Below are 25531 nucleotides of genomic sequence, written 5' to 3' on the forward strand. Positions count from 1 at the left end.
GAAGATGCCTCGCATTATATTTTTTGAGCAGATCAAAAACCAACTATTAGACACCCTTTCTACTGGAATGAGTTTTCTCTTTTCACGTCGTGTGAACGGAAATGGCCGACATGCCACCCGTATCGGTTTTCTTTTTATCAGTATTCTGTCATTGGTAGCCTGTCAGCCGTCACTGTGGGGAGCGCCTCCACCTCCGCCAACTTTTTCTCTGCCGACCCCTGCGGTGATGATCCGCGTGCCGACCCTCGCGCCGACGATCACAGCCATGCCTCCCACAGCCGCGCCCACACCGGTGGTGTTGAATGCCGCACAGGTTTGGGCAAGCCCGGCCACGCCGGTGGCATTGCGTGAAAAACTTCAGCACTGGGGTTTTCAGGTGCTGACCACCAATCAATCCTCAGCCAATTTATACATTGACGTTGCCCAGCCCATCACTGGTGCGATGGATTCCTCCACTTGGACCTATGCGCTTGTTGCGCCTTTCCCGACCATTATTGACGGAGTGTCTTCACAGGAATTGATCTCCGTCTGGAGCGGCGCTTCATTCGGACCCTTTGCAGGCATCCCGATTCTGATGGAAGAATCCACATTGATGACATTTACTACGCTGTGGGGCGCGCCTGCGGCTGGGACCGTGCAGGTGGTGCCAGCGGATCAGTTACTCGATACCGCCTGGAATCAAATGCCCGCCTGGGCGATCATTCCATTTGAACAGATCGAACCAAAGTGGAAAGTATTGACCATTGATGGGCAATCTCCCATTCAAAAAAGTTTCGACTCGATCATTTATCCGCTTACGGTGACGTATCGGCTGACTTGTTCCGAACCATGCCAAGTGCCCGATGAACTGGATTTCTCCTACCAGAACCGTGACCCAGCCAAACTTGCCACCGTGATCTTGACCGGCGTCACCGCGATGGTGCGGGCCACGGCAAAGACAATGGATGTAAAGGGCATCACCTATCCCGGTGAGGCGATCCGCGACCTGATGCGTGAAGCAGATGTTACTCATATCAACAATGAAGTTCCATTCTATGGCGGCTGTCCATCACCGGACCCCAATCAGGAAAAGCAGATCTTCTGTAGTTCCCCTCGCTACATGGAGCTTTTAATGGATATTGGTACCGATGTGATCGAGCTTTCGGGCGATCACTTCGCCGATTATGACGAAGCTGCCATGTATGAAACGCTTGATATCTACAAGCAATACAACATGCCATATTATGGCGGTGGTTACAATCTGGAAGATGGTCGCAAACCATTGTTGATGGAAGTGAATGGCAACAAGATCATGTTTATCGGCTGCAATTACAAGACGATCTATGCCAGTGCAACCGACACGATCCCCGGTGCCGTGCCATGTGACTTTGATTACATGACCGGGCAGATCGCCTATTATCGTTCACAGGGATATTTGCCGATCTCCACCTTCCAATATCATGAGTTCGATACCGCCAAGGCGCGCCCGCAGCAGATCATCGATTTCCGCAGAATGGCCGATGCTGGCGCGATCATTGTCAGCGGCAGCCAGGCGCATGTGCCGCAGGAAATGGAATTCTATAACGGCGGATTTATCCATTACGGCTTGGGGAACCTGTTCTTCGATCAGATCGCCAAGAGAGGTCCGCGCCTGACTGAACGCGAATTCATTGACCGCCACGTGTTTTATGATGGCCGCTATCTTGGCGTGGAATTGATCACAGCCTGGCTCACCGATTACGCCCGTCCGCGTTATATGACCGAGCTTGAGCGCACCAGATTCCTGACCGACATTTTCAAGGAAAGTGATTGGGGCTTCCTGCAAGTGGGGCAGTAAAAAAATCCTGATGGTTTCAAACTTGAATGGGCGCTCCTAGCGTCCATTCTGCTTTTTGTGTAGAATGCTCAGGCCAACTAAACCGATATCGGATCATAAATGAAAAAAATTCTCGTTTGTTTTATTTGCCTTGCCCTGCTTGCGGCGTGTGCTCCTGCCACCAGTACACCCGTTGTTATTGTAAATACTACGGTTCCTTCGGTGACTCCGCCGCCTGCTGTCACGAATACTCCCATGCCTTCCGCCTTGTGGATTCACCCCGGCGTCCCTGCCGCAATTCTTGAAGCCACGAAATCGTGGGGGATACCCGTTACGAATGACCCCGCACTTGCCACGAATCAATTGGATATTTCTGACTCAGGCTCTTTGTGGATTTATGCCCTTGTCGCGCCATTTCCTACGGTGACGGATGATGTGGCCTATCAAGATTTACTCTCCACCTGGAAAGGCGTTCCCGCTGGACCGTTGAATGGGCACAGCGTTCTATTGGCAGAATCCACCCTGCGGGCGTTTGCTGCTGTTTGGGGCGAACCCGCTTCGGGCGCAGTCAGAAGCGTTCCGTCGGGTGAGTTGCTGGATACCGCGTGGAGAGAATCCGCGTGGGCGATCATCCCATTTGAAGAAATCCAACCGAAGTGGAAAGTGCTCAGCGTGGACGGTCAATCACCGCTGCGGAAAAATTTCGATGCCGATGCGTACCCGTTGAAGATTCATTTCGGGTTGACACAGGCAGATGCCTTTGCGCTTCCTTCAACCAATCGTGATCCATCCAAATTAACCACTGTGATCCTGACCGGTGTGACCGCGCTTGTGCGTGCAACGGCTGTGACCATGGAGCTGAGAGGTGTGACCTTCCCCGCTGAATTCATTCGCGATGTGCTGCGTGAGGCGGATATCACACACATCAGCAATGAAGTCACGTTCGATAAGGATTGCCCGTATCCAAGCTCTGGGTATCGCAATTTTATTTTATGCAGCGATCCCAGTTATATGGAGTTGTTGCAGGATGTGGGTGTGGATGTTGTGGAAGTGACAGGCGACCACCTTCGAGACCGCGGTGAAGCGGCGCTGTTGGATACGCTCGCGATCTACAAGGCAAATAACCTGCCGTATTACGGCGGCGGTATCAATGCCGAGGACGCGCGCCAGCCTGTATTGATGGAAGTCAATGGAAATAAGATCGCGTTCATGGGCTGCAATGGAAAACGCGAAGGGAAATATCCGAAGGCGGGTGTTGCCAGCCCCGGCCCCGCGTTGTGTGATTATGATTTTTTTGGCGATCAGATGCAGGCTTTGAAAGCGCAGGGCTATAACGTGATCTTCACTTTTCAACACGAAGAATGTTATTCACCCGGGCCGTGCTATACCCATGAGGAAGGTTTTCGCAGAGTGGCCGATGAAGGCGCGACGGTCGTCAGTGGAAGTCAGGCGCATTTTCCCCATGTGATGGAATTTCATGGCGACGCTTTCATTCATTATGGCCTGGGGAACATGTTCTTCGACCAGATGACTTATATCCTCCCGAACGGCGAAACCATTGATGAAACGCGGCGCGAATTTCACGACCGTCACATATTCTATGACGGCCGTTATCTTGGCGTTGAATTGCTCACTTCGATGTTGGAGGATTACTCACGTCCGCGCCCGATGACCGATGTTGAGCGGGCGGCTTTTCTCTCTGACTATTTTTATTACAGCGGCTGGATGCCTTTGCAGCCGACTCCCGTCCCGCAGCCAACGGTGACGCTTACGCCGATCGCACTGCCGTAGTCGATTTTAGATTACTGTAAAAACCGCTCCAGCATTTCGAGGAGGTTTTTCAGACCGACAGGTTTTGTCATATATTCGTTTGCGCCTGCCTCGAGGCAGCGTTCACGGTCACCGGGCATGGCCAGGGCGGTGAGTGCAATGATCGGGATGGATGCCAATTCAGGGTGGGCGCGGAGACCCTTGATCGTTTCAAGCCCATTCAGGCGCGGCATTTGAATGTCCATCAAGATCAAGTCTGGTTTTTGCTCGCGTGCCTGTTTCAGGGCCTCGAATCCATCCGGAGCTTTGATAATGGTATAGCCATTTGCGCCCAGGAAATCACTCAACACCATCATATTGACGGCATTATCCTCGGCAATGAGAATGCGTTTGTTTTTCTCTTTTGGGGCAAAGTCGTTTTGAGGCGGGAGGCTTTCGACTGCTTGTGCGCCTTCTTTGTCGGCGATGTCTGTAGCAAGGATGGGAATTGTGAATTGAAAACGACTGCCTTTGCCCAATTCGCTTTCCACGCTGACGTGGCCGCCATGCAGCTCAACCAATTTCTTTACCAGAGCCAACCCCAGCCCTGTGCCTTCATATTGTCGGGATAAACTGCTGTCCACCTGTACGAAAGGAGCAAATAGCTTTTGCAGGTTTTCGGGGGAAATGCCGATACCATCATCTGTGACGGAAAAAACGATGCAGTTTGCTTCGCTGTCGCTCGATACTTCGAGATGCACGGATCCCTTTTCCCGGGTAAATTTTACGGCGTTGTTCAACAGGTTGACGAGGATCTGTTTCAGGCGCTTGGGGTCTGCAAAAATTCGTTGAGCATTCAAAGCGGACGAGTACTCGACCGTGATGGATTTCTTCACCGCCAATTGCTTTACAAAAGCCAGGCTCGAATGACAGATATCATTCACCAGGATGCCTTCCAGTTTGAGCTCAAGTTTGCCCGCCTCGATCTTGGAGACATCCAGAATGTCGTTGATCAGCCCAAGCAGGTGCTGGCCGCTGTTGGCGATCATCTCGACGGTCAGTGCCTGTTTTTCACTGATCTCACCCTGATACCCGCCCAACAGCATTTCCGAAGCGCCCAGAATGCCCGTCAGCGGGGTGCGGAGTTCGTGACTCATATTGGCGAGGAATTCATCCTTGATGCGGTTGGCGCGGACCAGTTCCGCTGTGCGTTCCTCCACCCGCAGTTCAAGTTGATTGGCGTATTGGTGGATCAACTCCTCGGCCTGTTTTCGTTTGGTGATGTTTTCATGGCCGATCACGATGCGCAGGGCGCCTGCCCCGGGAAAGCGTGTGACCCGCGCGACAAACCAGCGGTTTTCGAGCGGAGAGTGGCAGGGATATTCGAGAAAGAAATCTTCACGTTCACCCTCCATGACCGCGCGAATACCGGCGGCCATGATTGCGGCTCCCGCTGAATTTGGGCCAATTGCTGCGTCACACACAGACAGGTAATTTGCGCCTTCGCACACGTTCAACTGTAGATTGTTTGGCGAATTTTCCAGGCCGAACATGCGCCAGGCATGGTTGACCGCCAGAATGACGCCATTTTCATCCAGGATGGCGATGTGTGCGGAGAGCGCATCCACCGTTGCGCGGGCGAAGCGTTCGGATTCCTCCAGGGCCTTCTCTGCCCGTTTGCGCTCGGTGATGTCGTTGGAGATGGCGCAGATGCCGAAGGGCTGGTCTGATTCAAGATAAATTGGAAACTTGACCGTCCAATACGTGTGCCAGGCCCCGTCTTTATGTTTAACCGTTTCTTCAGACCGAACAGGCCCGTCGGCCTGCAGGGCCGCCAGATCATTGTTCCATAGCTGTTGTGCCACTTCCGCGGGAAATAGATCGAAAACATTCCTGCCGATCAGTTCATTGAGCGGCGGCGCATCCAATTCGGAAAAGCTCTGGTTCGCCAAAATGACATTTCCACTCAAGTCTTTGATCGAAATGAGCGCAGGGGAATAATCGATGATCGACTGAAGTTTCAACTGGCTCTCGCGTAGTTTTTCCTCCACCTGCCTGCGTTCGGTGACGGGGCCCCCGTCACGGGCGATGCTGCAGGGCGGAGGCGCGAACGAGGGCGGGGTTTCTTCGCTTTTTGTAATTTTCCCTCGGCCAACACGCGCTCGGTGACATCCCGATAATTGATCACAACCGCGCCCACACTGGGTTCGTGCAGCAGGTTGGTACCGACCCCTTCCACCCACAGCCAGGAGCCATTGGAATGCCTGAGGCGGAATGAACTGTGCGCCACCTTGCCCGGTTTGCCGAGGAGGTCTGCAAAGTGCATCTGCACCCGTTCCAGATCGTCTGGGTGGAGCAGTTCAAAGATATTATGCCCCTTGAATTGATCGTACACATACCCCAGCATCTGGGTTGCGGCGGGGTTTTCCCATAACAGGGTTCCATCCTCGGCCAGCAGGGAGATGTTATCCAGCCCGTGCTCGATCAGCGCGCGGAAGCGTAATTCGCTCGCCTGTAATGCGTTATTCGCCCGTTTGCTCTCGGTGATGTCGGTTGCGTAGATGTTGACATAATTTCCCCCGTAAATGGGCGTGATCGTCACCGAAAAGATACGCTCGCCGCACTGCAAATCGGTCAAGTCGGGGGTGTTTCCAAGTGCGGAGGCTGCGATACGTTCCATGAACTCTTGTGGAAGATGCTCGTTCACCTGACAGTCCCATAATTCAAGCAGGGGGGCGCTGGCCTGGTTGGCAAAGGTCAGGCGTCCATCCAGATTGACCCGCATGACGGGGTTGGGATTCTCTGTCGGGAAGCGCGCCAGCATCATGGTTTGCTCCTGAGCGCGTTTGATCTCGGTAATATCATGGTTGACGGCAACGAACCCGATCGGCTGCCCATCCTCATCCTTTACCAGCGAGAGCGCGGTCGAGACGAAGAAGCGCCTGCCGTCTTTATGATTCTGGCTGACCTGGCCCATCCACCTGCCCTGTCGCATGGCGGTCTGGATGATCTCTTCGCGCGGGGTGTTGATGTATTCGGTTTGAACGAATTCGGCCAGCCTATGGCCGAGCACTTCGGAGGCTTCCCAGCCATACAGGCGTTCGGCGGCGGCGTTCCAGCTCAGGATGTGGAATTGCATATCGGTGGAGATGACCGCGTCGGAAACATCTTCGACCAGCCCCGCCTGATAGCGGATCTGTTTTTGCTGCTCTTGCAGGGTTTTCATATCCCTGCGCAACAGGAAATAGATCAGGTTGGCGCTTGCGAAAACGAACAGCCAGCCTTTCAGGGTTTGAGTTGTAATATGGCTGTAGGTTGCAGCGGGGCTGTTATTTATTTCCACCAGGATATCTGAAAACAGAATCCACAGGAAACCAAAGACTGCATAGATCGATGCCGTGCGCAGCGGGGTTGTGTTATTGCTTGATTTCATTCGGTACTCCATGAATGAACGGGACAGCCTGCCAGTGCTAAAAAGCGCCCCAAAAAAACAGGACAAGACATGAAAAGAGTATAGCACCCCTATTTCCTGTTAATAATATGATTTTCGTCCCTGTTTGTTTTTTTACGCTTGACAATTTTATAAAATTTTATAAAATAACCGAAATCGGGGGGATACGGATGTCCTCCTGAATAAGAGACATAGGAGGTAAATCTCATGAGCGTCAAATACAATGTAGTGGAACGAGGCAAGCCAGGCGATATCGAAGCGCCGAAGAAGTATTATCCGTCCATTCTATCGAGCGGACGGGTGACCCTGCGGCAGATTTCGCAGACGGTTTCGCAGATGTCCACCCTGAGCAGCGCCGATACGATGGCGGTGCTGGAGGCCCTGCTGACCGTCATCCCGCAGGAGCTTTCACGCGGCAATATCGTGGAGCTGGGCGATTTCGGCAATTTCTGGCTGCGGACGGAAACCGAAGGCACAGCCACCCCTGAGGAAGTACGCGCCGTCCACATCAAGGGCGTGCTGCCGCGCTTCAACGCGGGCAAAGAGTTCAAGAAGGTGCTGGATACCATCGAATTTGTAAAGACATCTGAACCTGCCGCGCCGCAGGAGTAGGAAGGAACTAAAAAATGTCAGTACATTTTCCCAAAAATGTACTGACATTTTTATAAAGATGTACTGACATTTTTACAAAGATGTCGGGACGTTTTTTAGCCCGCCCGTACCTTGTCGTCCTGCCATGCAGCATCCCCGCCGCCGAGGACGGCGGCGAGAGCACTTTTGCAAGCTGATGTTTTTATAAAGATATACGGATGTTTTGACAATTTTACAATAAAACTGCGTATAATCGAAGCTTATTATCATAAATCGCCTAGTGCGGTTTTCGAAACCCAAAACGGAAAGCGCCCTAAAATGCCTGTTTATTACAATATCGGCTCTGATTTGAAGATCGTATATATTATCTGTCTGGGTTGGTTACAGCGCAGGAATTGTTTGAGGTCGTGGAACTCTCGAGCCTTGATTTCCGCAGAGAAACGGGCATGGGCACCGTGATCGACATGATGGCAAGCGAGTTGGATTTTGATCTGCCAGATATGTATAGGAGCATTAGTTATCTCAACGAGCTGCCTGATCAAGGACCAGAGCTTGAACGACAGATTTTGGTGACGCCCAGTAAATCGCTGTATTTGCTGGTTGACGCCATTTATTCGATTTCAACGAAAAACACCCTGGAACTTAAAGTCGTTTCTACATTACAAGATGCCATTTTGTCATTGCGGCTTTCAGACCAGCAACAGGAAGCGATGCAATTTTTTGAGGGAAATAAAAACTCCATTCGGCATGCTTGACCTTCGGATTCTCCTGGCAGAGCGCACGGTTCGGGTCCGTAAGGTCGAGAGTTCAAAGCAGATCATCCCGTAACAGTTCCCTTAGGATGGGGACTGTTGCTATATAATCAGGCAAAGGGAAAACCAAGCCAATGACAACTCCTGAAATTATCAAGCAACTGGTGGATCGTTTTGAGAATAACCGCGAGTCGTATCGTGCTGGGAAATACAATGAGACACAACTTCGGCGCGAGTTTTTAGACCCGTTCTTTGAGGCGCTCGGCTGGGATATATTGAATAAACAGGGGTATGCTGAAATGTACAAGGATGTCATTCACGAAGACAGCCTTGAAATTGAAGGGGAAAATAAAGCGCCTGATTACGCCTTTCGCATTGGCGGTCAGCGTAAGTTCTTTGTGGAAGCTAAAAAACCCGCAGTCAACATTGAAAATAATATCCAGCCTGCCTTTCAGGTACGGCGTTATGCCTGGTCTGCGAAACTGCCTATTTCCATCCTGACAGACTTTGAAGAGTTCGCGGTATACGATTGCAGGAACAAGCCCGATAAAAAGGACAAGGCTTCTGTGGGACGTGTGGCTTTGTATAGTTACAAGGATTACATTGAGAAATGGGATGAGATCGCCGCCATTTTCTCACGGGATGCAGTCCTAAAAGGTTCGTTCGATCAGTATGCCGAGGGAATGAAAACCAAAAAAGGCACCACCGAAGTGGACGATGCCTTCCTGATCGAGATCGAACGCTGGCGCGATCTGCTGGCAAAGAATATTGCCCTGCGGAATGAAAGCCTGAACGTGCGTGAATTGAATTACGCAGTGCAGATGACGATTGACCGCATTGTGTTCCTGCGGATTTGCGAAGACCGAGGTGTGGAACGGGATGGGCAGCTAAAAGAATTGGCACCGGCCCCCCAAATCCGCAGGGGAGAAGTCTTCAGGGCGTAACAGTAATGCGGATTTGGGGGAGGACGGGAGGGGGTCGGTTTACGCTGGTTTATGCCAGTTATTCAAACGGGCAGATGCGCGCTATAACTCTGGCCTGTTCCATTTTACAGACGAGAAGAATCAATCCGCAGCAGCCGACAGCCTGACACTTACTCTAAATATAGATGACAAGGTTTTGCAGGACATCCTCAAGAATTTGTATTATCCCGAAAGCCCGTATGTATTCCGTGAAATCCCATCTGACATTTTAGGGCAGGTATACGAACGCTTCCTCGGCAAGGTCATCCGCCTGACGGCCTCGCACCAAGCCAAGGTGGAGGAAAAACCCGAAGTACGCAAGGCGGGCGGTGTGTACTACACCCCCACTTACATTGTGAATTACATTGTGCAAAACACGGTTGGAAAATTGCTGGAAGGCAAGACGCCGAAGGATGCCGAGAAGCTGCGCATTCTTGACCCTGCCTGCGGGTCTGGGACTTTCCCACTGGGAGCCTACCAGTATTTGCTGGATTGGCACTTGAAATGGTACGTTGAGAATACTCCTGAAAAATGGCTGACGGGAAAAGCCCCTGCCATCTTCCAGAGCAAAGACGGCTATCGGCTGACGACTTCTAAGAAGAAGGATATTTTGCTCAACAACATCTACGGCGTGGACATTGACGCACAAGCCGTGGAAGTGACCAAGCTCTCGCTGCTCTTGAAGGTGTTGGAAGGTGAAAGTCAGGAGACCATCGGCTCGCAGTTATCACTGTTACAGGAACGGGTACTGCCCGACCTGAGCCGAAACATTCAATGCGGAAATTCCTTGATCGGGCCTGATTATTAGAGGCCACAGTTGTGGGCTGGATGGAAGAACGTACCTGTAATGCCTTTGCTGGAAAGGCGCTCCGCAGGTTTTATTAAGGTGGTTGTGGTGGGTCCGTGTGTGGGCGTGTTGAGGGGGTGTGGGAGGACAGTGTCTTGGGAGGGGGCAGGAAATGGTGAAACGGGAGATCGAGTCCACGGACAGGGCGATTGATAAACTTGTCTATGAGTTGTACGGTCTCACGGAAGAAGAGATTGGGATTGTGGAAGGATAAACAGTGATTGAATTACATGCGATCGTCACTTGTCCGCACTGCGGGTTTGTCAAAGCCGAGCAAATGCCGTCTGATACCTGAGTGGTTTTCTATCCATGCGCCAGTTGCGGCGTACTCCTGCGTCCAAAGGCGGGCGATTGTTGTGTTTATTGTTCGTATTCCGATACACACTGTCCCTCGAAGCAAAGCGAATTGCAGGCAGAAAATGGTGAAACGGGAGATCGAAGTCCACGGGCGGGATGATTGATTGTATTTTCATAAGTGCTCCCGCCGCAGTCCTCGGCGGCGGGGACGCCGCCTTGAGCGCGGTAAAAATGTGACTTTTGCAAGAAGTCTAATAAAGAAGACGCCTTCGCTCTAACGAAGGCGTCTTCTTTATTTCTAGTCCAGAAGTGTTTGGGGAATATTGCCGCCGTTCTCGGCGACTTTCCTCAACACTTCCTTATGAAGCCAGACATTCATTTTCGCTGAATCTTTCATCAGGTCAGCGGGGCAGCCCAACTCGGTCGCAAGTTCGTTGCGTGCCTCGCGGCTGCTGTCGATGCCCAAAACTTTGAGCAAATCCACGATGGAGACTTTCCAATCGAGTTCTGATCCAACAGAAAGATCCTCAAGCTTCTTGACCACATCCACTACTGAAATGGCTTTGGGGGCCGCAGCCGCAGCAGCAGCTGCCGCCGCTGTGCTTGCCGCCGCTGCCTTGTCCGCAGCCGCCTTGTCCGCAGCTGCCTTGTCCGCTGCGGCCTTGGCAGCTGCCGCGGCCTGACCAGCTGCCAAAGGCCCCGCTGGTCTTTCAGAAGCAACGATCTTGGCGGGAGCGCTTACAGGTGTGGGAGCAGGCTCGTCCTTTTTGATCCCAAGTTTTTCAAGAATTGTACTGAAGAAACCCATGATGTTTACTCCTTATATGGTTTGAGATGAATATGACTTGGGTCCGATCTTTATCGGACCACATTCCCTACGTATTTAATTATAACTCTATTAGAGGCAGAACCATGCTTCCGCATCAAAAGCGGACGAGACGATGCCTTTGGCTGGTAATTCTCCCCCAAGTGGGGGAAGGTGGATGAGCGCTTTTGCTATACTATGGATATATGACACGGGTCTTTCTTGCCGACGCAATACTTCTTGAACGCAAAGCCTTGCGTTTATTGTTGCTGGATATGAATATGGAAATTGCAGGGGAAGCTGGGGATTGGTCAACCGCATTGGCCCATGTGCCCAATTGCCATACGGATATGCTGGTGATAGATTCGGGGTTGCTCCCCCGTGACCCCCACGCGGCTCTGGATGAATTGAGAAGGGCCTGCCCGAACCTGCTGGTCATCGTCCTCATCAGTCACCTGGAAGCCCGTCACCAAGCCGCGCTCACCGTCGGCGCTGATATGTTTATTAGCAAGGGAGAGATCCCTGGGCGGGTGGCTGAACATCTGCGGGCCGCCGCTGGAAAAACTCTTAATTGACAAGGTTATCCCGGGGAATTGAGTCGCTGTCCGTTGCGGTAAAATTTCATATCCCAAAAAGGGGGGTATTGTGTATACTGCCTGTATTCAGACCAACACTGCCCCTTGAAGCAAGAGGAGCATCCATCATCCAGTGTTCGATAGCGAGGCGGTATGACATACTCTATTGACTACGACGCTGTAGAAAATATGGTTATGGCAGGGATTACGGGGAAAGTAAACCTGGCTGAGTTAAGGGAGTTTGCGGTGAATATCATCCGCACAGCGAAGCGCGAAAACTGCTTCCGCATCCTCACCGACCTGAGCAAGGCGGAACTGAACGTGACGGTTATGCAAACTTTCAATCTTCCACAAGATATAGTCGAATTTGCCGCGGCCGAAGGGCTGGAAATCCATGCCTTCAAAAGGGCATTTGTCGCTTCAGAAAATCAGGATGTCCTTGATTTTTATGAAACTGTCGCGCGCAACCGCAGCCATCACATCAGGCTGTTTCACGATATTGAAGAAGCCAAAGCCTGGCTGAAAAAATGAGCTGGGTTTTGCTATTCTTCCAGCGTCACGCGGTTTCTTCCCAATTGCTTGCTCTGGTACATTAATTGATCGGCGCGCTCGACGAGGGAGGTCATCGAATCTGTATCGCGAACGACAGCCGCCCCGATCGAGGCGGTGATCGAAACCTGCTCATCCTGATTGACGGTAATGACCGAACTTGCGATCATGGCTCTCAGCTTTTCGGCAATACGCGAAATGCTGTTCAAGTTTACGCCCTGCAGAAGCACGATAAATTCCTCCCCGCCCCAGCGCCCGCAAACATCCGTATTCCGTAAATGTCCCGCCAGGCTTTCAGCCACGTTCTGCAAAACATGGTCGCCCGCCTGGTGTCCATAGGTATCGTTGATGGCTTTGAAGTGATCCACGTCAACGAACAACAGTCCAAACGAAAGATCATGCTGGTGAAATTCCTGCAGGGCTGTATTGATCTTCAACTCCAGGAATTTGCGATTCCCCACTTTGGTCAGCGCGTCGCGAAAAATATCCTTTTCCAGTTCATGCACACGCTCCTTCATTTTTAGAAGGGATTGATTGTTGCTGAAGACCTCCACCGCACCGATGATCCGCTCCTGCTCATCGTACATGGGGGAGGTTCTCACCAGCACGGGCACGCGGTATCCATCCGCATGGCGCAGGTGTACTTCCGTTTCGCGGGGTTCGCCGTCGGCGAGCGTTGCCAGCAAGGGGCATCCGCTCGCGCAAAGGTGACAGCCTTCATCGTTCACGTGATCCAATAGGTTGGCGTGGCAATAGTGACCGATGACATCTTCAGCTTCGTAGCCTGTAATGCGCTCGGCGCCCTTGTTCCAATACGTGATCAACCTGTCCTTGTCCACAAAATAAACCCCGTCGTACAAGTTATCTATCAGGCTTTTGTGAAACTGAGATTTCAGAGACATATTCATGCTCCCATCATAGCTGTTTGTAAATCAAATAACACCTTACAGAGTTGTTACAGAACCCATAAAGTTGAAAGCAGGATTGGGGCTGTCCGCACTTTGGCCGCCAGCAGGCGGAATTTATTTCCTTGAGTTTCTTCTGAACGAATCAGCTTTACTTCGGGATGGGAAGCGTATATCCGCCATCGACCACGATGGTCTGCCCCACGATCATGGCGGCGGCAGGCGTGCACAAAAACGCAACCACCTCGGCCACTTCCTCGGGCGTGATCAACCTGCCCGCTGGAACCTGTGCGATAAAGTTTTGAAGGATATTGTCTTGATTTCCCATCGACGCGAAATGATGCAGCGCATCGGTCTCAACGACGCCTGGTGACACGGCATTGACATTGATTCCCTTTGAGATCAACTCCACGCCCAGATAGCGGGTGAGCGCTTCCAGTGCGGCCTTGCTCGCGCCGACAACGACATAATCTGGCAGTACGCGTGAAGCCCCCGCGCTCGAAATGCTGACGATCTTCCCGCCGCCGCGATTTTCCATCAACGCCGCGGCGCGTTGCGCCGAGAAGAGCAAAGCGCGCGCATTGATATTCATCGTCCATTCCCAGCCTTTGGGCTTTTGCTCCAACGCAGGGCGGTTATATCCCGAAGCCGCATTGTGGATGAGAATATCCAGCCCGCCAAACCCCGCTTGAATTTCATCGAACATACGGTTGAGGTCGTCGAGATCGCCAACATCCGCTTTGACGAGCAGGGCGCGCCGCCCGAGCTTTTCAACTTCGCGTGCGGTTTCTTCAGCAGGCGCGCGGTTGCGAAAGAAATTAATGACCACGTCTGCGCCGTGTTTGGCGAAATGCAGGGCAATGGCGCGTCCAATTCCACGGCCGGAGCCGGTGACAAGTGCGATTTTGTTTTGAAACATGTTTGGGTGCTCGTTTTCTGAGATACGTGCGGATATTATACGATGCAGCTTTATTTCAGGTACGAATCAAAGAACTTAATCGTCCGCTCCATGGCGATGGAGAAATTGGCCGAGATGTTGTGATTGTCACCTTCATAAATATACAGATCGGCAACTTGGCCTGCATTCCGTGCCTGCTCAGCGAGGCGGATCGAGAAATCCAAAGGGACGTCTTCATCTGCGGTTCCATGATGCAGTTCCAACGGTCCAGAAAGATCGTTGAGATAGGATGTGGCCGAGACCGAATCCCAAAACGCTGGGTTCTGTTCGGGCGTGCCAAATTCTTCGATCCATCTTGTGCGCCAGCCCACTCCGCGCGAACTGGGTGATGGGGTGAATGAGCCTGTGCGCCGCCAGTTATAAAGCAGATCCTGGTAGGAAGCCACCACGCCTGCCCAGATCACACCGACTTTTACATCCTGCGAAATGACCATGGCGCGCAGTGTGAGATAGCCGCCCATGGAATGTCCCCACATGCCGATCTTGTCGGGGTTTACATCGGGCAATTGTTTGATGGATGCGACTGCGTTCAACACATCGATTTGATAGCCTGGGTCGCCATACGCGCCGGTAGGTTCGCCTTCGGAAGCATCATGTCCGCGGTAGTCAATGCGAAAGACAACGTAACCAGATTTGGCGATCTCGTCCACATAGGCGATATAGCGTTCCGTTGTGCGATACACATCGGGAGGAATGTAGCCGTGATTGAAAACGATCGCGGGCCAGCCGCCTTCGGGCGGTTCGCCGCTTGGGATGGTGAGCAGTGCGTAGATCTTCAAACCCTCTGAGAGATAATAGGAATAATAGCGGCGATAGTTCAAGCCGCGATCCAATTCTTTGACGATGGTGATCTGGCTGCCGGGGTAATCTCCATTCCGCATGGCGATGATGCTCATCGGGTACGGAACAGGCGTCGCTGTAGGGAGCGGCGTAAATGTCGCTGTGGCGGTTGGAAGGCTTGTTTGTGACGGGGGGATGGTTTGCGTGGCGGCGACTTCAGTGTTGGCCAGCGGAGTTGCCGTAGGCTGTGGGGATTGTGTACTGCAAGCAATAAGAAGCAGGATCATTGAGAACAAATAAAGTCGTTTTACCATGTTAAGGGTTCCTGCCGGTAAAGATGAGGCGAAGGCAGGTTTTCTAACCTGGCATCAGCACCTCCTCCGCCCAAACGGTGACTCGATTCCTGCCAGTCCGCTTGGATTTATACAATGCGCGGTCTGCCTGGGTCAATAATGAATCGAAGCTTAATTCCTGCATATTGTTGAAAGTTGAAATGCCAAGACTGATGGTGATCTGCACGACCTGACCATTTACAGGCAGCCTGGTATTTTCAACCCGTTCGCGGATCCTTTCCGCGATCACTCTGGCGGTCTCAGAGTCCGTTTCAGGCATCAGGATGACGAATTCTTCACCGCCATATCGCGCAAAGACGTCGGTCTTGCGAATGGCTCCGTGGCATATTTCAACCAGCTTTATCAAAACAAGGTCGCCGATCTGGTGACCAAAAGTATCGTTGACGCGTTTGTAATGATCGGCGTCGATCACGATCACAGATAATTGCACGCCTGTGTTTTGAGCCCGTTCCATTTCGATCTTTGCAAGTTTGAAGAATTGCCTTCGGTTGTACGCCTGCGTCAACGGATCGGTGATCGCCATTTCCTCCAAAATTTTGGCCTGTTCCTGAAGCTCAGCGGTTCTTTCGTTGACGGTTCTTTCCAGCCCATCTGCAAATTCCCGTAATTCAAGCTGGCGTTGCTGGATCGACGCAGCCATTTGGTTGAATGCTGTGGAAAGTTGCCCGATCTCATCATCGACCTTGGGCTGGTTCGCCCGAATGGAGAGATTGCCCGCCTTCATCTCATTTGCCACATTGGCCAGCTCGCTCAGCGGCGAAGTGATCTTGCGCGCTGTACCGAAAGTGAATAACCCGCCAAGGAAAATGACGATGAGAGCGAGGGCCAACCCTTGCAGGGTCAGGTCTTTTACTTTTTGGTCGTGCCGCTGTGTGGAGAAACCGATCGCGATTGCACCGATGGTTTGATTGCCGACCCTGATTCCCCTGCCCGTTACCAGTTGGTTGGATTGCCAGGCAATGTATTGTTCGTCTGTGGGGGTGGTCACCAGGTTATAGCCGAGTTCATCCACCTCTTGTGAAAATTCCAGCTCAGGTTTTTCCGAGTTGACAAGGATCCTTCCCATTTTGTCATAAACAATGAACATTGTGATCTGCGGATTTTCCCCGATCTTTCCAGCCAGGTCTTTTAGTTCGTCGATCTCAAGATTGTATAGCGGATCACGCAAAGTTAAGGAGATCGTACTCAACAGTAACTCGGATTGGGAGATCATTTCCCTTTGGGAATACTCCCATTCACGAATTGTATATTGATAGGTCAATAGGAGAACCGCCATAACCGCAAGCAGGCTCATGCGAATGGCTATTTGTCTTGCCAGGGATGGTTTTAGCCAAAAGGTGGTTCTCATTAATGGTGTCGCTTGTCTCGTAATAAAGTAGATCTTTTGCCGAAAATTGAGAGTGAAGAATGATCTTGTGTTTACCTAGTTATGCGAACCTCTGTAGTTTATCAGATTGCGCCTTCAAATGGAAAATACAATATTGAAAAGAGACCCACAAGCTTTCTGATTTCTTGTGAGTCCCTTGATCTGACAGGCTGGTTTATTGTTTTGCCGCCGCTTCTGCTTCACGCAGTTTCTCGGTGGCGCGGAAGTATTTCAAATATCGCATCGAGTTCGCATCCCTGCCCAGCAGCAGGTCCGTTGCGCGGATGGTGCTGCCTAATTTGATCGGGTCTGTGATGGAGCAGGTTGTCCCTGCATGCATTGCCAACGCAAGGAACGCCGCATTGACCGAGTGCCTGTCGGGCAGTCCGAACGAGACATTGCTCGCGCCGAGGTTGATGTTCACGCCGAATTCCTTCACCAGCAATTCGATGGTTTGCAATGTGATCGTTGCAGCCATGGAATTATGTCCGACCGTCATCACCAGTGGGTCGATGATGATGTCTTCGATCGGGATGCCGATCTTTGCCGCGCGCTCGATGATCTTGCCTGCCGCAGCGAGACGTAATTCTGCGGTGGGCGGGATGCCGTCATCACCGATGGTCAACCCGATGACTGCCGCGCCTCTATCTTTAACGATGGGCAGGACCGTGTCCAATTGCTTTTCCTCCCCGTTGACAGAGTTCACCAACGGCTTGCCAGGCGCGACCTTGAGTCCTGCTTCGAGGATCTTCGGGTCGTTCGAGTCGATACACAATGGTACATCCACAACCGATTTGACGGCTTCAACAACCATCGGAATGATGGCCGCTTCGTCGATCTGCGGATGACCGACGTTCACATCGAGAACGTCCGCGCCCCAGGCCACCTGACGTTTGGCGAGGTATTTGACATATTCCATATCCTTGTCAACGAGCGCCTGTCCGAGCTTCTTGATGCCTGTTGGGTTGAGCTTTTCGCCGATCATGACGAACGGCTTGTCGATCCCAATGATGACTTCCTTGCTGTTTGATTTGAGTATGGTGTGCACGTATGCCCTCCGAGAGAAAAATATTAAACCCTGACGGGTCTCCAGGATCGGTCAGGGTTACAGTTTACCCTTTCAAAAATCTCAACGCAGTTTCCGCCAATACCGCTGTGCCAATGGGCAGTGCGCGTTCATCCAGGTCAAATTTTGGATGGTGAAGTTCATAGATTTCACGCCCGGGGATCATGGTGCCGATCGTGTACATGGCTCCGGGGGCATTCTTCAGGAATTCAGGGAAATCCTCCGCCCCCAAACTCTTGTGCATTTCGTGGACGTTTTTGTCACCGATCAGGTCTTTGCCGACCTGGGCGATCACTTCCGAGACATATTTATCGTTGATCAGGGGCAGGCCGCCGAATTCGAATTTCAACTCGTAATTGCCGCCGAATACTTTCGTAAGTTCGAATGCGCGAGTCACTTCTTCGCGAATCTGCTTTTGCACTTCGAGCGAGGTGAAGCGCAGCGTGCCTTTCATTGTGACGATCTCGGGGATTACATTTTCTGCAAATCCGCCGTTGACCACGCCAATGCTGACTGCAGCAGGTTCAAATGGATCGAGCCTGCGTGAGACGATCCCATTCAGCGCCATAATGACATGCGCAAGTAAAACGAAAGGGTCAACCGTTGTATGGGGATAGGCTCCGTGTCCGCCTTTGCCGATGATCGTGGCGAAAAAAGTATCCACGCCTCCGCCGCTTGGGCCTTCATTGATAGCGATCGTGCCAACTGGGCTGGTCGGGTCGACGTGCTGCGCGATGACATAATCCACGCCTTCGACTGCGCCTTCCGCTTCCATGCGCTGTGCGCCGCTGAGGCCCTCTTCGTCGGCAGTTTCTTCCGAAGGCTGAAAAAGGAAACGGACGCGCCCATTAAGCTTTTCACTGGCCAGGATTTGCGCCGCACCCAGTGCCATGGCGGTATGCGAGTCATGTCCGCAGGCATGCATTTTGCCCGTATTCTTTGAAACGTAGTCTGTGTCGTTCTGTTCAAGGATCGGCAGGGCGTCCATATCTGCACGGATGGCGACGATTTTTCCGCCTTCGCCGATCTCGGCTACGACGCCTGTTTTTCCGACGCCGCGTTTGACGCGGTATCCCATTTTCTCCAATTCATCCGCCACGATCCCTGCCGTGCGATGGACGTCGAATCCAGTTTCGGGGTGCATGTGGAAATCGCGCCGCCATTCGATGAGTTCTTCTGAAATTGCATGTGCTTGCTTAAGCATAAGTACCTCCAAAAAATATTCTTCTTAATGCGAAAATCACTTACCTTTTCTTTACCATTTCTTTTTCAGCAGCCGCCATAATTCTATCAAGTTCTTTTTCCTGCTGTGGCTCCAGCGGTGGAACCTGATGATCGCGCAGGATCCTTTCGGCTTCCTCTGCGGCGTAATCTGCCATCTGCTTTCTTTCCAATTTGCCTTCCCATGTTTCCCAGGAGTTGCGTTCGGCAAGTTTTGTAAGCGCCAATTCGCCTGCGCGCAAATGTTTGAGGGTGTGTTTTTGACCGAGATAATTGCGGGTGCCGTCCATGACGTTGCCGATGATATCCACCGCGAGATGCTCCACATCTGCAGAGAGACCGGAACGCAGGCGCATCACACTTCCGACAAGTTCGTTATCCAGAACCATTTGAGCGTAGGAGCCCATCACACCTGCTTCCATTTCACCGATGCCGGAGAGCTCGTCTGCGCCAGCCAGGGCTGGGATGGTGGCGTTCAGTCCACGCTCGAAGGCGTTTTGCGCGTCGAGGGTGTGTGCGTTCGTTGAAAACCCATATACATTGACGCTGAATCCGTAATAATGTCCGAGTTGAACCGTGCCTGCGGAGGAAAGCCCAAGTTCCACACCGCCCCAGATCAATCCAGTGCGCGGCTCCAACATACCCAGACGTCCGCAATATACAACCCCACAGCCGGGGTTGACGATTTGCGCAAGCACAACGAGGGCGAGTGTTTCCGCGCTTTGTTGCACAAGGCTGCCTGTGATCGTCATTGGAGATGTGGCGCCGCCTGTGGGGGCGGGGAGATTGGAACAGATCACGCCCGCCTTTGCCATTTCAACGATTGCCGCTGCTGCGGGGTCATGAATGGTGAGCGGACTGACGGGAGAAAGAGAAAGTGTTAATTCCTCTGGCGGTGTGCCGACCACCTGTGCCATTTCAACGGCGTATTTCACTTCTTCCGCAAATTGGATTCCAGGTCCCTGCAAGGGTTTGGTTGTGTAGGGCAGTGAATGGCGATACATGAAAAGAGACATCAACTCGCCGGGCACATCCTGCGGCGTGAAGAATGGCGTGACGGTGTGGCAGTTGGGAAGTGCATCGAGCACGCGGGTGGCGTCGATGACATCCTGATCGGTGGCGATACGCCTTGTGCCGGTTTTGGCATCGAATACATCGCGCGCGCCGCCAAGGTTATGAAAATACAAATTGCCGCCGCCTAATTCATTAACCGACCCATTGCGCCCGCGGATCTTTGGCCGTTTATTGGCCTTCGCCACACAATCCATGACAAGGTCGGGAGGCATGCACACACGATTACCTTTCATCGTGCAGCCTGCGCCCAGTAAAATATCCAGGCTTGGCTGGTGCGTCCAGATCAGACCCACTTCGCTCATAATATGAAGCGTGGCTTCGTGCATTGCTTTTACATCGTTGTCGCTCAGAAATTTTAATGGCTCCATAAATTCTCTCTCCTATTTTTAATGAGACCTTACATGCTTTTATTTTTCCAAAACTTTCGCCATGAATTCCACACACTTTTCTTCCGCATCGATCACGTTGTTGATGTCCAAAAACGAATGTCCTTCATCTTTGTAAAGCAATAATTCAACTTCCTTGCCAAGCTCAACCAGTTTATCACGCGCTTCGATGGCATCAGAGGCAGGGCAGCGTGGATCGTTTCCGCCGCTGATCATTTGTACAGGCGCGTTGATTTTGTCTAAAAAGAAATACGGCGAACGTGCGATCCATAATTCCTTGTTGTCTTCGGGGTCGCCCATGTTTTCGATGTTCCAGTGCTGCAGGTCTTCGCGTGAATCCTTATGCGATTTCAACCAGTTCAAAAATGGAACCACCGCTGACCCCGCAGCGAATAATTCAGGATATGTCGTCATGCACGACATGGTTAAAAATCCGCCGTGACTCCGTCCCGTCACTGCGATTTTGTTTTTATCTGCCAGTCCGTTTTCGACCAGATATTTTACGCCTGCCGCGCAATCGTCCGTATCCACGCCGCCCATATCGTAGCGGCTGGCGTTCTGCCATTTTTTTCCATAGCCCGTCGAGCCGCGATAATTTGGTGCGAGCACTGTCCAGCCGCGTGAAGCCATATGACTCATCGTCGGCTCCCATAAGAATTGATACAGCCAGTTTGGCCCGCCATGAATGTTTATGACCGCAGGCGAATCTTTGCCTGCGGTTTTCGAGCGATACAACAACGCAGGCACTTGCACGCCGTCTTTGCCTGCATACCAAACTTCCTCGGGTTGAATGAATTCGGCATCCTGCAACTCATCGGGAAGTGAATTCGTCAATTGTTCGCATGCATCATTTTCCAGATTGATCTTCCACAGATCGCACGGACGCCTCGAATCTTCATAGAGGATGACTACACCATCGGATGTGAACTTCGGCCAGTAATGGACTCCCACTCCAACTTGGACCTGCCCGAGGTCAGCGCTTCCTTTCTTAAACTGGAAGCTGGTCTTCGCACCTTCGGAGTGAATCCACCCGATCGTGTCTCCGCTTTGCGACCATGCAGGCTGTGTATCATCCCCCGTGGATTGATTAGCCCAGGTGAGTTCCTTTGTTTCTACATTGAATAATCCAATATCGTGCCATTCATCCAACTCAGCCGAAAAGGCGAGAAATTTTGAATCGGGTGACCATGCGGGTTGTTGCGCATTCAACACCTTGTCGTTGACCTTCAACTGGATGGTACTTACCTTGGGGCCCTTGCGTGAACGCCCAACTGGCACGATGTGAATGCTTCTGTCACTTGCAACTGATTCAGACTCAATTGCTATCCACTGACCATCTGGAGACCAAACCGCATCCCAGCAAGGATGGAAGATATTTTTCAACAAGCGGACAGGTCCACCATCAATCGGGAGCAGGTACGAAGCGAATTGTCCCTTCATGTCGGAGAGCACAGCCAGCATTTGGCCGTCTGGTGACCAACTGATATTCGGCTGATGCGCGTAGGCAATTGAAGGCGTCAAGTCTGTTGTGGTGTTGGTTTTGAAATCGTGGACGACAATGTGATATGACTCGCTGCCATCGAGGTCCAGTGCAAAGGCAAGCATGGAGCCATCAGGACGCGGAGCGTATCGCGGGGAGAATTTGGCCCCTTGTATTTCAGAAACAGGCCGAGGTGAGTCAGAGGCGTTTAGTCCTCTTTCATATAATTCCCATCGGCCTGTTTTGTTCCATGAAAAGGTCAACCTCTGCCCATCGGGTGAGATATCGAAGCGTAAGCCGCTTTCCACATGGGGGACGCGTAAAAGCTGGGCGAGGTTGAGTAGGGTCATGCGGGTTGGAGTTCCTCTGCGATCGGTAGATGTTCAAGACCAGCCTGTCTGGCGAGTTCCAAAACGTAGGCATGGAGTTTTGCTTCTTTATCAGGGTCAAGCTCGGGGCGCTTGTAGGAGGCGAGAATTTCCTTCACGCGAATTCTGGCGCGGTCGAAAGTATCCATTGAGCCTGATTCTTTCCAGCCGCGCATCGAGTCGCGGTCGATCACTTTGCCGGGCATGTGCTGTTCCTCGCGGAAAAGCTGCATGGTGATCTTTTGTTTGAGGAAGTCGCCGCCTTTGAAGTTGACGCCTTCGTAAAAACCTGTGGCCAGTGTTTCGGTTTGGATCTTCATGCCTTGCAGCATGCGTTGAGCCATCGCGATACCTTCCGCATCGATGACCAATTTTTCGGGGCTTTGGCAAAGAAGCGAGTCAACCATGCCTGAACCAGAGATCATGTTGATGCCGCTTAACGCGCCGATCATCGCACCCATGCCGCTTTCAAGGCCAGCTTGCATATCGAGCACTTTCGATTCGGTCGAGCCGAGATACGCATGCGTTGGCAAACCCAGCGATTTGCCGACCTGCGCATAGGATGAATCAATCATCGCCGTTTCAACAGAGCCAAAGGGCGTGCCGCCCTTGCGCATGTCAAATGTGGATGGCGCGCCGCCCCAAACGATGGGCGAACCTGCGCACGCAAGTTGATGAATTGTGATGCCTGATAAACATTCTGCGGCGTGCTGTGTGACCGCACCAAGCAATGTCACAGGGGCTGCTGCGCCAGCCAATGGCATGGATACGATCTCAGCGGGTACACCTGCGCGTGCGAGCGAGATCAAATTGCCCGCACCAAAGTTTGACCAGATCAACGGCGGTGAGGGGCAGGCATCGAACACGGCGCGTGGATACTTGCGCAGATTTTCAGGGCTGCCCGCAAAAATGGCGAGCATCTCGATCATCTGATGCACGGTCTTATTTGTGAATGCACCCGTGACGATCGGTTTTTTTGAATACAGCATAACCAGATATAAACGATACAGGTCATGAATATCTTTTGGTACATCGTGGCATACAATTGCCGTGGATTGTGCGTCGTACTGCGGCAGGCTTTCGGCGATCTTGATGATGCGGATCAAGTCTGCAGTTTCGGCTGTTTTGTGCTCAAGCGTTTCCGGAATGAGGATCGAAATGCCAGAAGAACCTGGATCGAATTGAACCGCGTCGCCGCCGTATTGAACTTTGGGATTGCCGTCATAATCGTACAGGAGGAACTGGTGAGGAACGGTTTCCAATGCCTTCCTGACAATCTGCTCGGGAATCTTGACGATCATCGTCTCTTCATCCACTTGCGCGCCTGCGTCTGCGAGCAGCTGTCTGGCTTCCGGGTTCTGCACCTTGATGCCAGGTTTGATCATCAATTGGTAGGCTTCCTCGATGATACGTTCGATCAATTGAGCATCGAGCAGGGACAATTTGGGTTGCATGGTTCCTCCTTGAAAGGTAAGTAGAGAATTGAGAATAGAGGTTAGTAGTTGGTAACTTGAAAGCTGTGTTATATGCGTTTGTTTAAGTTGAATGCAAGGTAATGCATGTTTTGCACTTGTCTTTGATCTGCCGCGTGCTGTCTACTGCTAGCTACTCTCTAATCTCTAAATATTAATTCTCTCTCACTTACCTCTAATCACAAGGAGTTTCACACGGGCTGAAAATCTTCGAGCTTAGGTAATTCTTCGAGGCCGCACTTTTTGGCGAGGTCTAATATAAAAGCGTGGAGTCTGTTTTCTTTTTCAGGATCAATTTCAGGGCGTCGATAAGAAGCGAGCAATTCGATCACGCGCAGTTTGCATCTGCCGAAGGCATCCAGGCTGCCAGCGGCTTTCCATGCGCGGGTCGAGTCTCTGTCAATCACACTGCTGGGCAAATGCTGCTCTTTTTGGAAGAGCTGCATGGTGGCTTTCTGCTTGAGGAAGTCGCCGCCTTTGAAATTGATCTTGTCATCGTAAAAGCCAGTGGCGAGCGTGTCGGTATGAAGTTTTACGCCGCCGATCATACGCTTGGCCATGGCAATGCCTTCTGCATCAAGCACGAGTTTTTCCGCGCTATGACAGGCGAGAAAATCGAGCATACCTGAACCGGAGATCATGTTGATGCCGCTCAACGCGCCGACCATGGCGGAGATGCCGCTTTCGAGTCCTGCCTGTGCATCAACGAGTTTCGAATCGGTTGCGCCGAGATAGGTGTGCGTGGGCATACCGAGAGTCTTCGCGACTTGCGCGTACGAACAATCAAGCATGGCCGTTTCAACTGCGCCCATTGGGGTTGCACCTTTGCGCATGTCGAAGATGGCTGCTGCTCCGCCCCAAACGATGGGGGAACCCGGGTGCGCCAATTGGTGGATGACGATCCCCGCGAAACACTCCGCTGTGTGCTGGGTTACCGTCCCGAGCATGGTCACAGGGGCGGCTGCTCCCGATAACGGAACGGAAACAATCTCAGCTGGGACACCCGCACGAGCAAGGGCGATCAAATTCCCTGCCCCAAAGTTGGACCAGATCAAAGGCGGCGCGGGGCACACATCAAAGATGGCCCGTGGTTTCGCGCGTGCGGCTTCTTCACTGCCCGCAAAAAGCACGAGCATGTCGATCATTTCCTGCACGGTCTTGTTCGTGAAAGCGCCAGTGACGATGGGTTTCTTTGAATAAAGCAGCGTTAGATATAAACGATATGAATCCTGGATCTCTTTTGGGACATCGTGACAAATGACTGCCGTGGATTGTGCATCGTATTGTGGGAGCTGCTCCGCGACCTTTAGCAGGCGGATGAGATGTTCTGTTTCAGTAGTGTCATGCTCCAGCGTTTCGGGGTTGAGCATGGTAATGCCTGATGAACCTGGGTCAAAGTGGACAGAGTCTCCGCCGTAATGAACGGTGGGATTGCCATCGTAATCGTACAGATAGAATTCGCGCGGTACGCTTTCCAGTGCTTTCTTGACAAGTGCCTCGGGAATCCCAACGACATTGTTATCGGGATACATGATCGCCCCCGCGGCAGCGAGCAAGTCTCGCGCCTCAGGGTTTTGCACCTTGACGCCGGGACATCGTAATAGCTCATAGGCTTCTTCCAAAATACGAGCGATGATCTCATCGCTTAGGAGAGTGAGTTTTGGTTGCATGGGACACCTCTAATTTGAATTGAGTTCTCTTTGGCGAAAGAGAATAAAAGTTTGAAAGT

At 52.0% G+C, this 25531-nt stretch carries 20 protein-coding genes and 1 pseudogene; 8 read left to right on the forward strand and 13 right to left on the reverse strand.

Features of this window, described 5'->3' with window-relative positions:
- Nucleotides 1-67 precede the first annotated feature (67 nt).
- Together IPI86_RS19860 and IPI86_RS19865 are read left to right on the forward strand one after the other, a co-directional pair.
- Nucleotides 68-1816 carry a CapA family protein gene (locus IPI86_RS19860; RefSeq protein WP_345299758.1) on the forward strand — a complete coding sequence of 583 codons (1749 nt, stop codon included), beginning with the start codon at nucleotides 68-70 and terminating at the stop codon, nucleotides 1814-1816.
- Between the two features lie 99 nt (nucleotides 1817-1915).
- Complete coding sequence (locus IPI86_RS19865) at nucleotides 1916-3586, forward strand: CapA family protein (protein ID WP_345299759.1); 1671 nt, start codon at nucleotides 1916-1918, stop codon at nucleotides 3584-3586.
- 11 nt (nucleotides 3587-3597) lie between these two features.
- Here the strand turns inward: IPI86_RS19865 and IPI86_RS19870 are convergent, their stop codons facing one another.
- Together IPI86_RS19870 and IPI86_RS19875 are read right to left on the reverse strand one after the other, a co-directional pair.
- A complete protein-coding gene (locus IPI86_RS19870) occupies nucleotides 3598-5568 on the reverse strand; it encodes an ATP-binding protein (protein WP_345299760.1) in 1971 nt (656 codons plus the stop codon).
- On the reverse strand, nucleotides 5565-6977 hold the full coding sequence (locus IPI86_RS19875) for a PAS domain S-box protein (protein WP_345299761.1): 1413 nt from the start codon (nucleotides 6975-6977) through the stop codon (nucleotides 5565-5567). The genes IPI86_RS19870 and IPI86_RS19875 overlap by 4 nt, the downstream gene beginning before the upstream one ends.
- A 225-nt stretch (nucleotides 6978-7202) precedes the next feature.
- Here IPI86_RS19875 and IPI86_RS19880 point away from each other — a divergent pair, with 225 nt between their 5' ends.
- From IPI86_RS19880 to IPI86_RS19895, 4 genes and pseudogenes are all read left to right on the forward strand, one after another.
- A complete protein-coding gene (locus IPI86_RS19880) occupies nucleotides 7203-7607 on the forward strand; it encodes an HU family DNA-binding protein (RefSeq protein WP_345299762.1) in 405 nt (134 codons plus the stop codon).
- A gap of 386 nt (nucleotides 7608-7993) precedes the next feature.
- Nucleotides 7994-8341, forward strand: a complete 348-nt coding sequence (locus IPI86_RS19885) for a hypothetical protein (protein ID WP_345299763.1) — start codon at nucleotides 7994-7996, stop codon at nucleotides 8339-8341.
- Nucleotides 8342-8472: 131 nt separating this feature from the next.
- Nucleotides 8473-10105, forward strand: a pseudogene (locus IPI86_RS19890) (DNA methyltransferase); the annotation flags it as partial.
- Between the two features lie 259 nt (nucleotides 10106-10364).
- Nucleotides 10365-10604 carry a GDCCVxC domain-containing (seleno)protein gene (locus IPI86_RS19895; RefSeq protein WP_345299764.1) on the forward strand — a complete coding sequence of 80 codons (240 nt, stop codon included), beginning with the start codon at nucleotides 10365-10367 and terminating at the stop codon, nucleotides 10602-10604.
- Between the two features lie 138 nt (nucleotides 10605-10742).
- Here the strand turns inward: IPI86_RS19895 and IPI86_RS19900 are convergent, their stop codons facing one another.
- The gene (locus tag IPI86_RS19900) at nucleotides 10743-11252 is read right to left on the reverse strand and encodes a DUF3597 domain-containing protein (protein WP_345299765.1); all 510 of its coding nucleotides are present in this window, start codon (nucleotides 11250-11252) and stop codon (nucleotides 10743-10745) included.
- A 203-nt stretch (nucleotides 11253-11455) separates the two neighbouring features.
- Between IPI86_RS19900 and IPI86_RS19905 the strand changes: the two genes are divergently transcribed.
- On the forward strand, nucleotides 11456-11824 hold the full coding sequence (locus tag IPI86_RS19905) for a response regulator (RefSeq protein ID WP_345299766.1): 369 nt from the start codon (nucleotides 11456-11458) through the stop codon (nucleotides 11822-11824).
- Nucleotides 11825-11977: 153 nt separating this feature from the next.
- Nucleotides 11978-12355, forward strand: a complete 378-nt coding sequence (locus tag IPI86_RS19910) for a hypothetical protein (RefSeq protein WP_345299767.1) — start codon at nucleotides 11978-11980, stop codon at nucleotides 12353-12355.
- 11 nt (nucleotides 12356-12366) lie between these two features.
- Here the strand turns inward: IPI86_RS19910 and IPI86_RS19915 are convergent, their stop codons facing one another.
- The 10 genes from IPI86_RS19915 to IPI86_RS19960 form a co-directional block, all read right to left on the reverse strand.
- Nucleotides 12367-13275, reverse strand: coding sequence for a diguanylate cyclase (locus tag IPI86_RS19915; protein ID WP_345299768.1), 909 nt, complete (start codon nucleotides 13273-13275; stop codon nucleotides 12367-12369).
- Between the two features lie 154 nt (nucleotides 13276-13429).
- Complete coding sequence (gene fabL, locus IPI86_RS19920) at nucleotides 13430-14197, reverse strand: enoyl-[acyl-carrier-protein] reductase FabL (RefSeq protein WP_345299769.1); 768 nt, start codon at nucleotides 14195-14197, stop codon at nucleotides 13430-13432.
- Nucleotides 14198-14247: 50 nt separating this feature from the next.
- Nucleotides 14248-15330, reverse strand: coding sequence for an alpha/beta fold hydrolase (locus IPI86_RS19925; protein WP_345299770.1), 1083 nt, complete (start codon nucleotides 15328-15330; stop codon nucleotides 14248-14250).
- 43 nt (nucleotides 15331-15373) lie between these two features.
- The gene (locus IPI86_RS19930; protein ID WP_345299771.1) at nucleotides 15374-16717 is read right to left on the reverse strand and encodes a diguanylate cyclase; all 1344 of its coding nucleotides are present in this window, start codon (nucleotides 16715-16717) and stop codon (nucleotides 15374-15376) included.
- Between the two features lie 193 nt (nucleotides 16718-16910).
- Entirely contained in the window at nucleotides 16911-17783 is an 873-nt protein-coding gene (locus IPI86_RS19935) for a dihydropteroate synthase (RefSeq protein WP_345299772.1), read from the reverse strand.
- A gap of 64 nt (nucleotides 17784-17847) precedes the next feature.
- Nucleotides 17848-19005: a M20 family metallopeptidase gene (locus IPI86_RS19940; RefSeq protein ID WP_345299773.1), complete on the reverse strand. Its 1158-nt coding sequence runs from the start codon at nucleotides 19003-19005 to the stop codon at nucleotides 17848-17850.
- Nucleotides 19006-19045: 40 nt separating this feature from the next.
- A complete protein-coding gene (locus IPI86_RS19945) occupies nucleotides 19046-20464 on the reverse strand; it encodes a trimethylamine methyltransferase family protein (RefSeq protein ID WP_345299774.1) in 1419 nt (472 codons plus the stop codon).
- Nucleotides 20465-20503: 39 nt separating this feature from the next.
- Nucleotides 20504-22312: a S9 family peptidase gene (locus IPI86_RS19950; RefSeq protein ID WP_345299775.1), complete on the reverse strand. Its 1809-nt coding sequence runs from the start codon at nucleotides 22310-22312 to the stop codon at nucleotides 20504-20506.
- Nucleotides 22309-23784 carry a trimethylamine methyltransferase family protein gene (locus tag IPI86_RS19955; RefSeq protein ID WP_345299776.1) on the reverse strand — a complete coding sequence of 492 codons (1476 nt, stop codon included), beginning with the start codon at nucleotides 23782-23784 and terminating at the stop codon, nucleotides 22309-22311. Before IPI86_RS19955 ends, IPI86_RS19950 begins: the two co-directional genes overlap by 4 nt.
- Nucleotides 23785-23993: 209 nt before the next feature.
- Nucleotides 23994-25472: a trimethylamine methyltransferase family protein gene (locus IPI86_RS19960; protein WP_345299777.1), complete on the reverse strand. Its 1479-nt coding sequence runs from the start codon at nucleotides 25470-25472 to the stop codon at nucleotides 23994-23996.
- Between the last annotated feature and the right edge of the window lie 59 nt (nucleotides 25473-25531).

It is taken from the genome of Candidatus Villigracilis affinis (assembly GCF_016705895.1).
Lineage (GTDB): Bacteria > Chloroflexota > Anaerolineae > Anaerolineales > Villigracilaceae > Villigracilis > Villigracilis affinis.

Excerpts from the sequence above, each read along its gene's own strand:
- IPI86_RS19910 (WP_345299767.1), top strand. The coding sequence starts at position 11,978 with ATGACATACTCTATTGACTACGACGCTGTAGAAAATATGGTTATGGCA.
- IPI86_RS19930 (WP_345299771.1), bottom strand. The coding sequence starts at position 16,717 with ATGAGAACCACCTTTTGGCTAAAACCATCCCTGGCAAGACAAATAGCC.
- IPI86_RS19875 (WP_345299761.1), bottom strand. The coding sequence starts at position 6,977 with ATGAAATCAAGCAATAACACAACCCCGCTGCGCACGGCATCGATCTAT.
- IPI86_RS19860 (WP_345299758.1), top strand. The coding sequence starts at position 68 with ATGAGTTTTCTCTTTTCACGTCGTGTGAACGGAAATGGCCGACATGCC.
- IPI86_RS19950 (WP_345299775.1), bottom strand. The coding sequence starts at position 22,312 with ATGACCCTACTCAACCTCGCCCAGCTTTTACGCGTCCCCCATGTGGAA.
- IPI86_RS19880 (WP_345299762.1), top strand. The coding sequence starts at position 7,203 with ATGAGCGTCAAATACAATGTAGTGGAACGAGGCAAGCCAGGCGATATC.
- IPI86_RS19945 (WP_345299774.1), bottom strand. The coding sequence starts at position 20,464 with ATGGAGCCATTAAAATTTCTGAGCGACAACGATGTAAAAGCAATGCAC.
- IPI86_RS19925 (WP_345299770.1), bottom strand. The coding sequence starts at position 15,330 with ATGGTAAAACGACTTTATTTGTTCTCAATGATCCTGCTTCTTATTGCT.
- IPI86_RS19955 (WP_345299776.1), bottom strand. The coding sequence starts at position 23,784 with ATGCAACCCAAATTGTCCCTGCTCGATGCTCAATTGATCGAACGTATC.
- fabL (WP_345299769.1), bottom strand. The coding sequence starts at position 14,197 with ATGTTTCAAAACAAAATCGCACTTGTCACCGGCTCCGGCCGTGGAATT.
- IPI86_RS19865 (WP_345299759.1), top strand. The coding sequence starts at position 1,916 with ATGAAAAAAATTCTCGTTTGTTTTATTTGCCTTGCCCTGCTTGCGGCG.
- IPI86_RS19940 (WP_345299773.1), bottom strand. The coding sequence starts at position 19,005 with ATGCTTAAGCAAGCACATGCAATTTCAGAAGAACTCATCGAATGGCGG.
- IPI86_RS19900 (WP_345299765.1), bottom strand. The coding sequence starts at position 11,252 with ATGGGTTTCTTCAGTACAATTCTTGAAAAACTTGGGATCAAAAAGGAC.
- IPI86_RS19905 (WP_345299766.1), top strand. The coding sequence starts at position 11,456 with ATGACACGGGTCTTTCTTGCCGACGCAATACTTCTTGAACGCAAAGCC.
- IPI86_RS19915 (WP_345299768.1), bottom strand. The coding sequence starts at position 13,275 with ATGTCTCTGAAATCTCAGTTTCACAAAAGCCTGATAGATAACTTGTAC.
- IPI86_RS19960 (WP_345299777.1), bottom strand. The coding sequence starts at position 25,472 with ATGCAACCAAAACTCACTCTCCTAAGCGATGAGATCATCGCTCGTATT.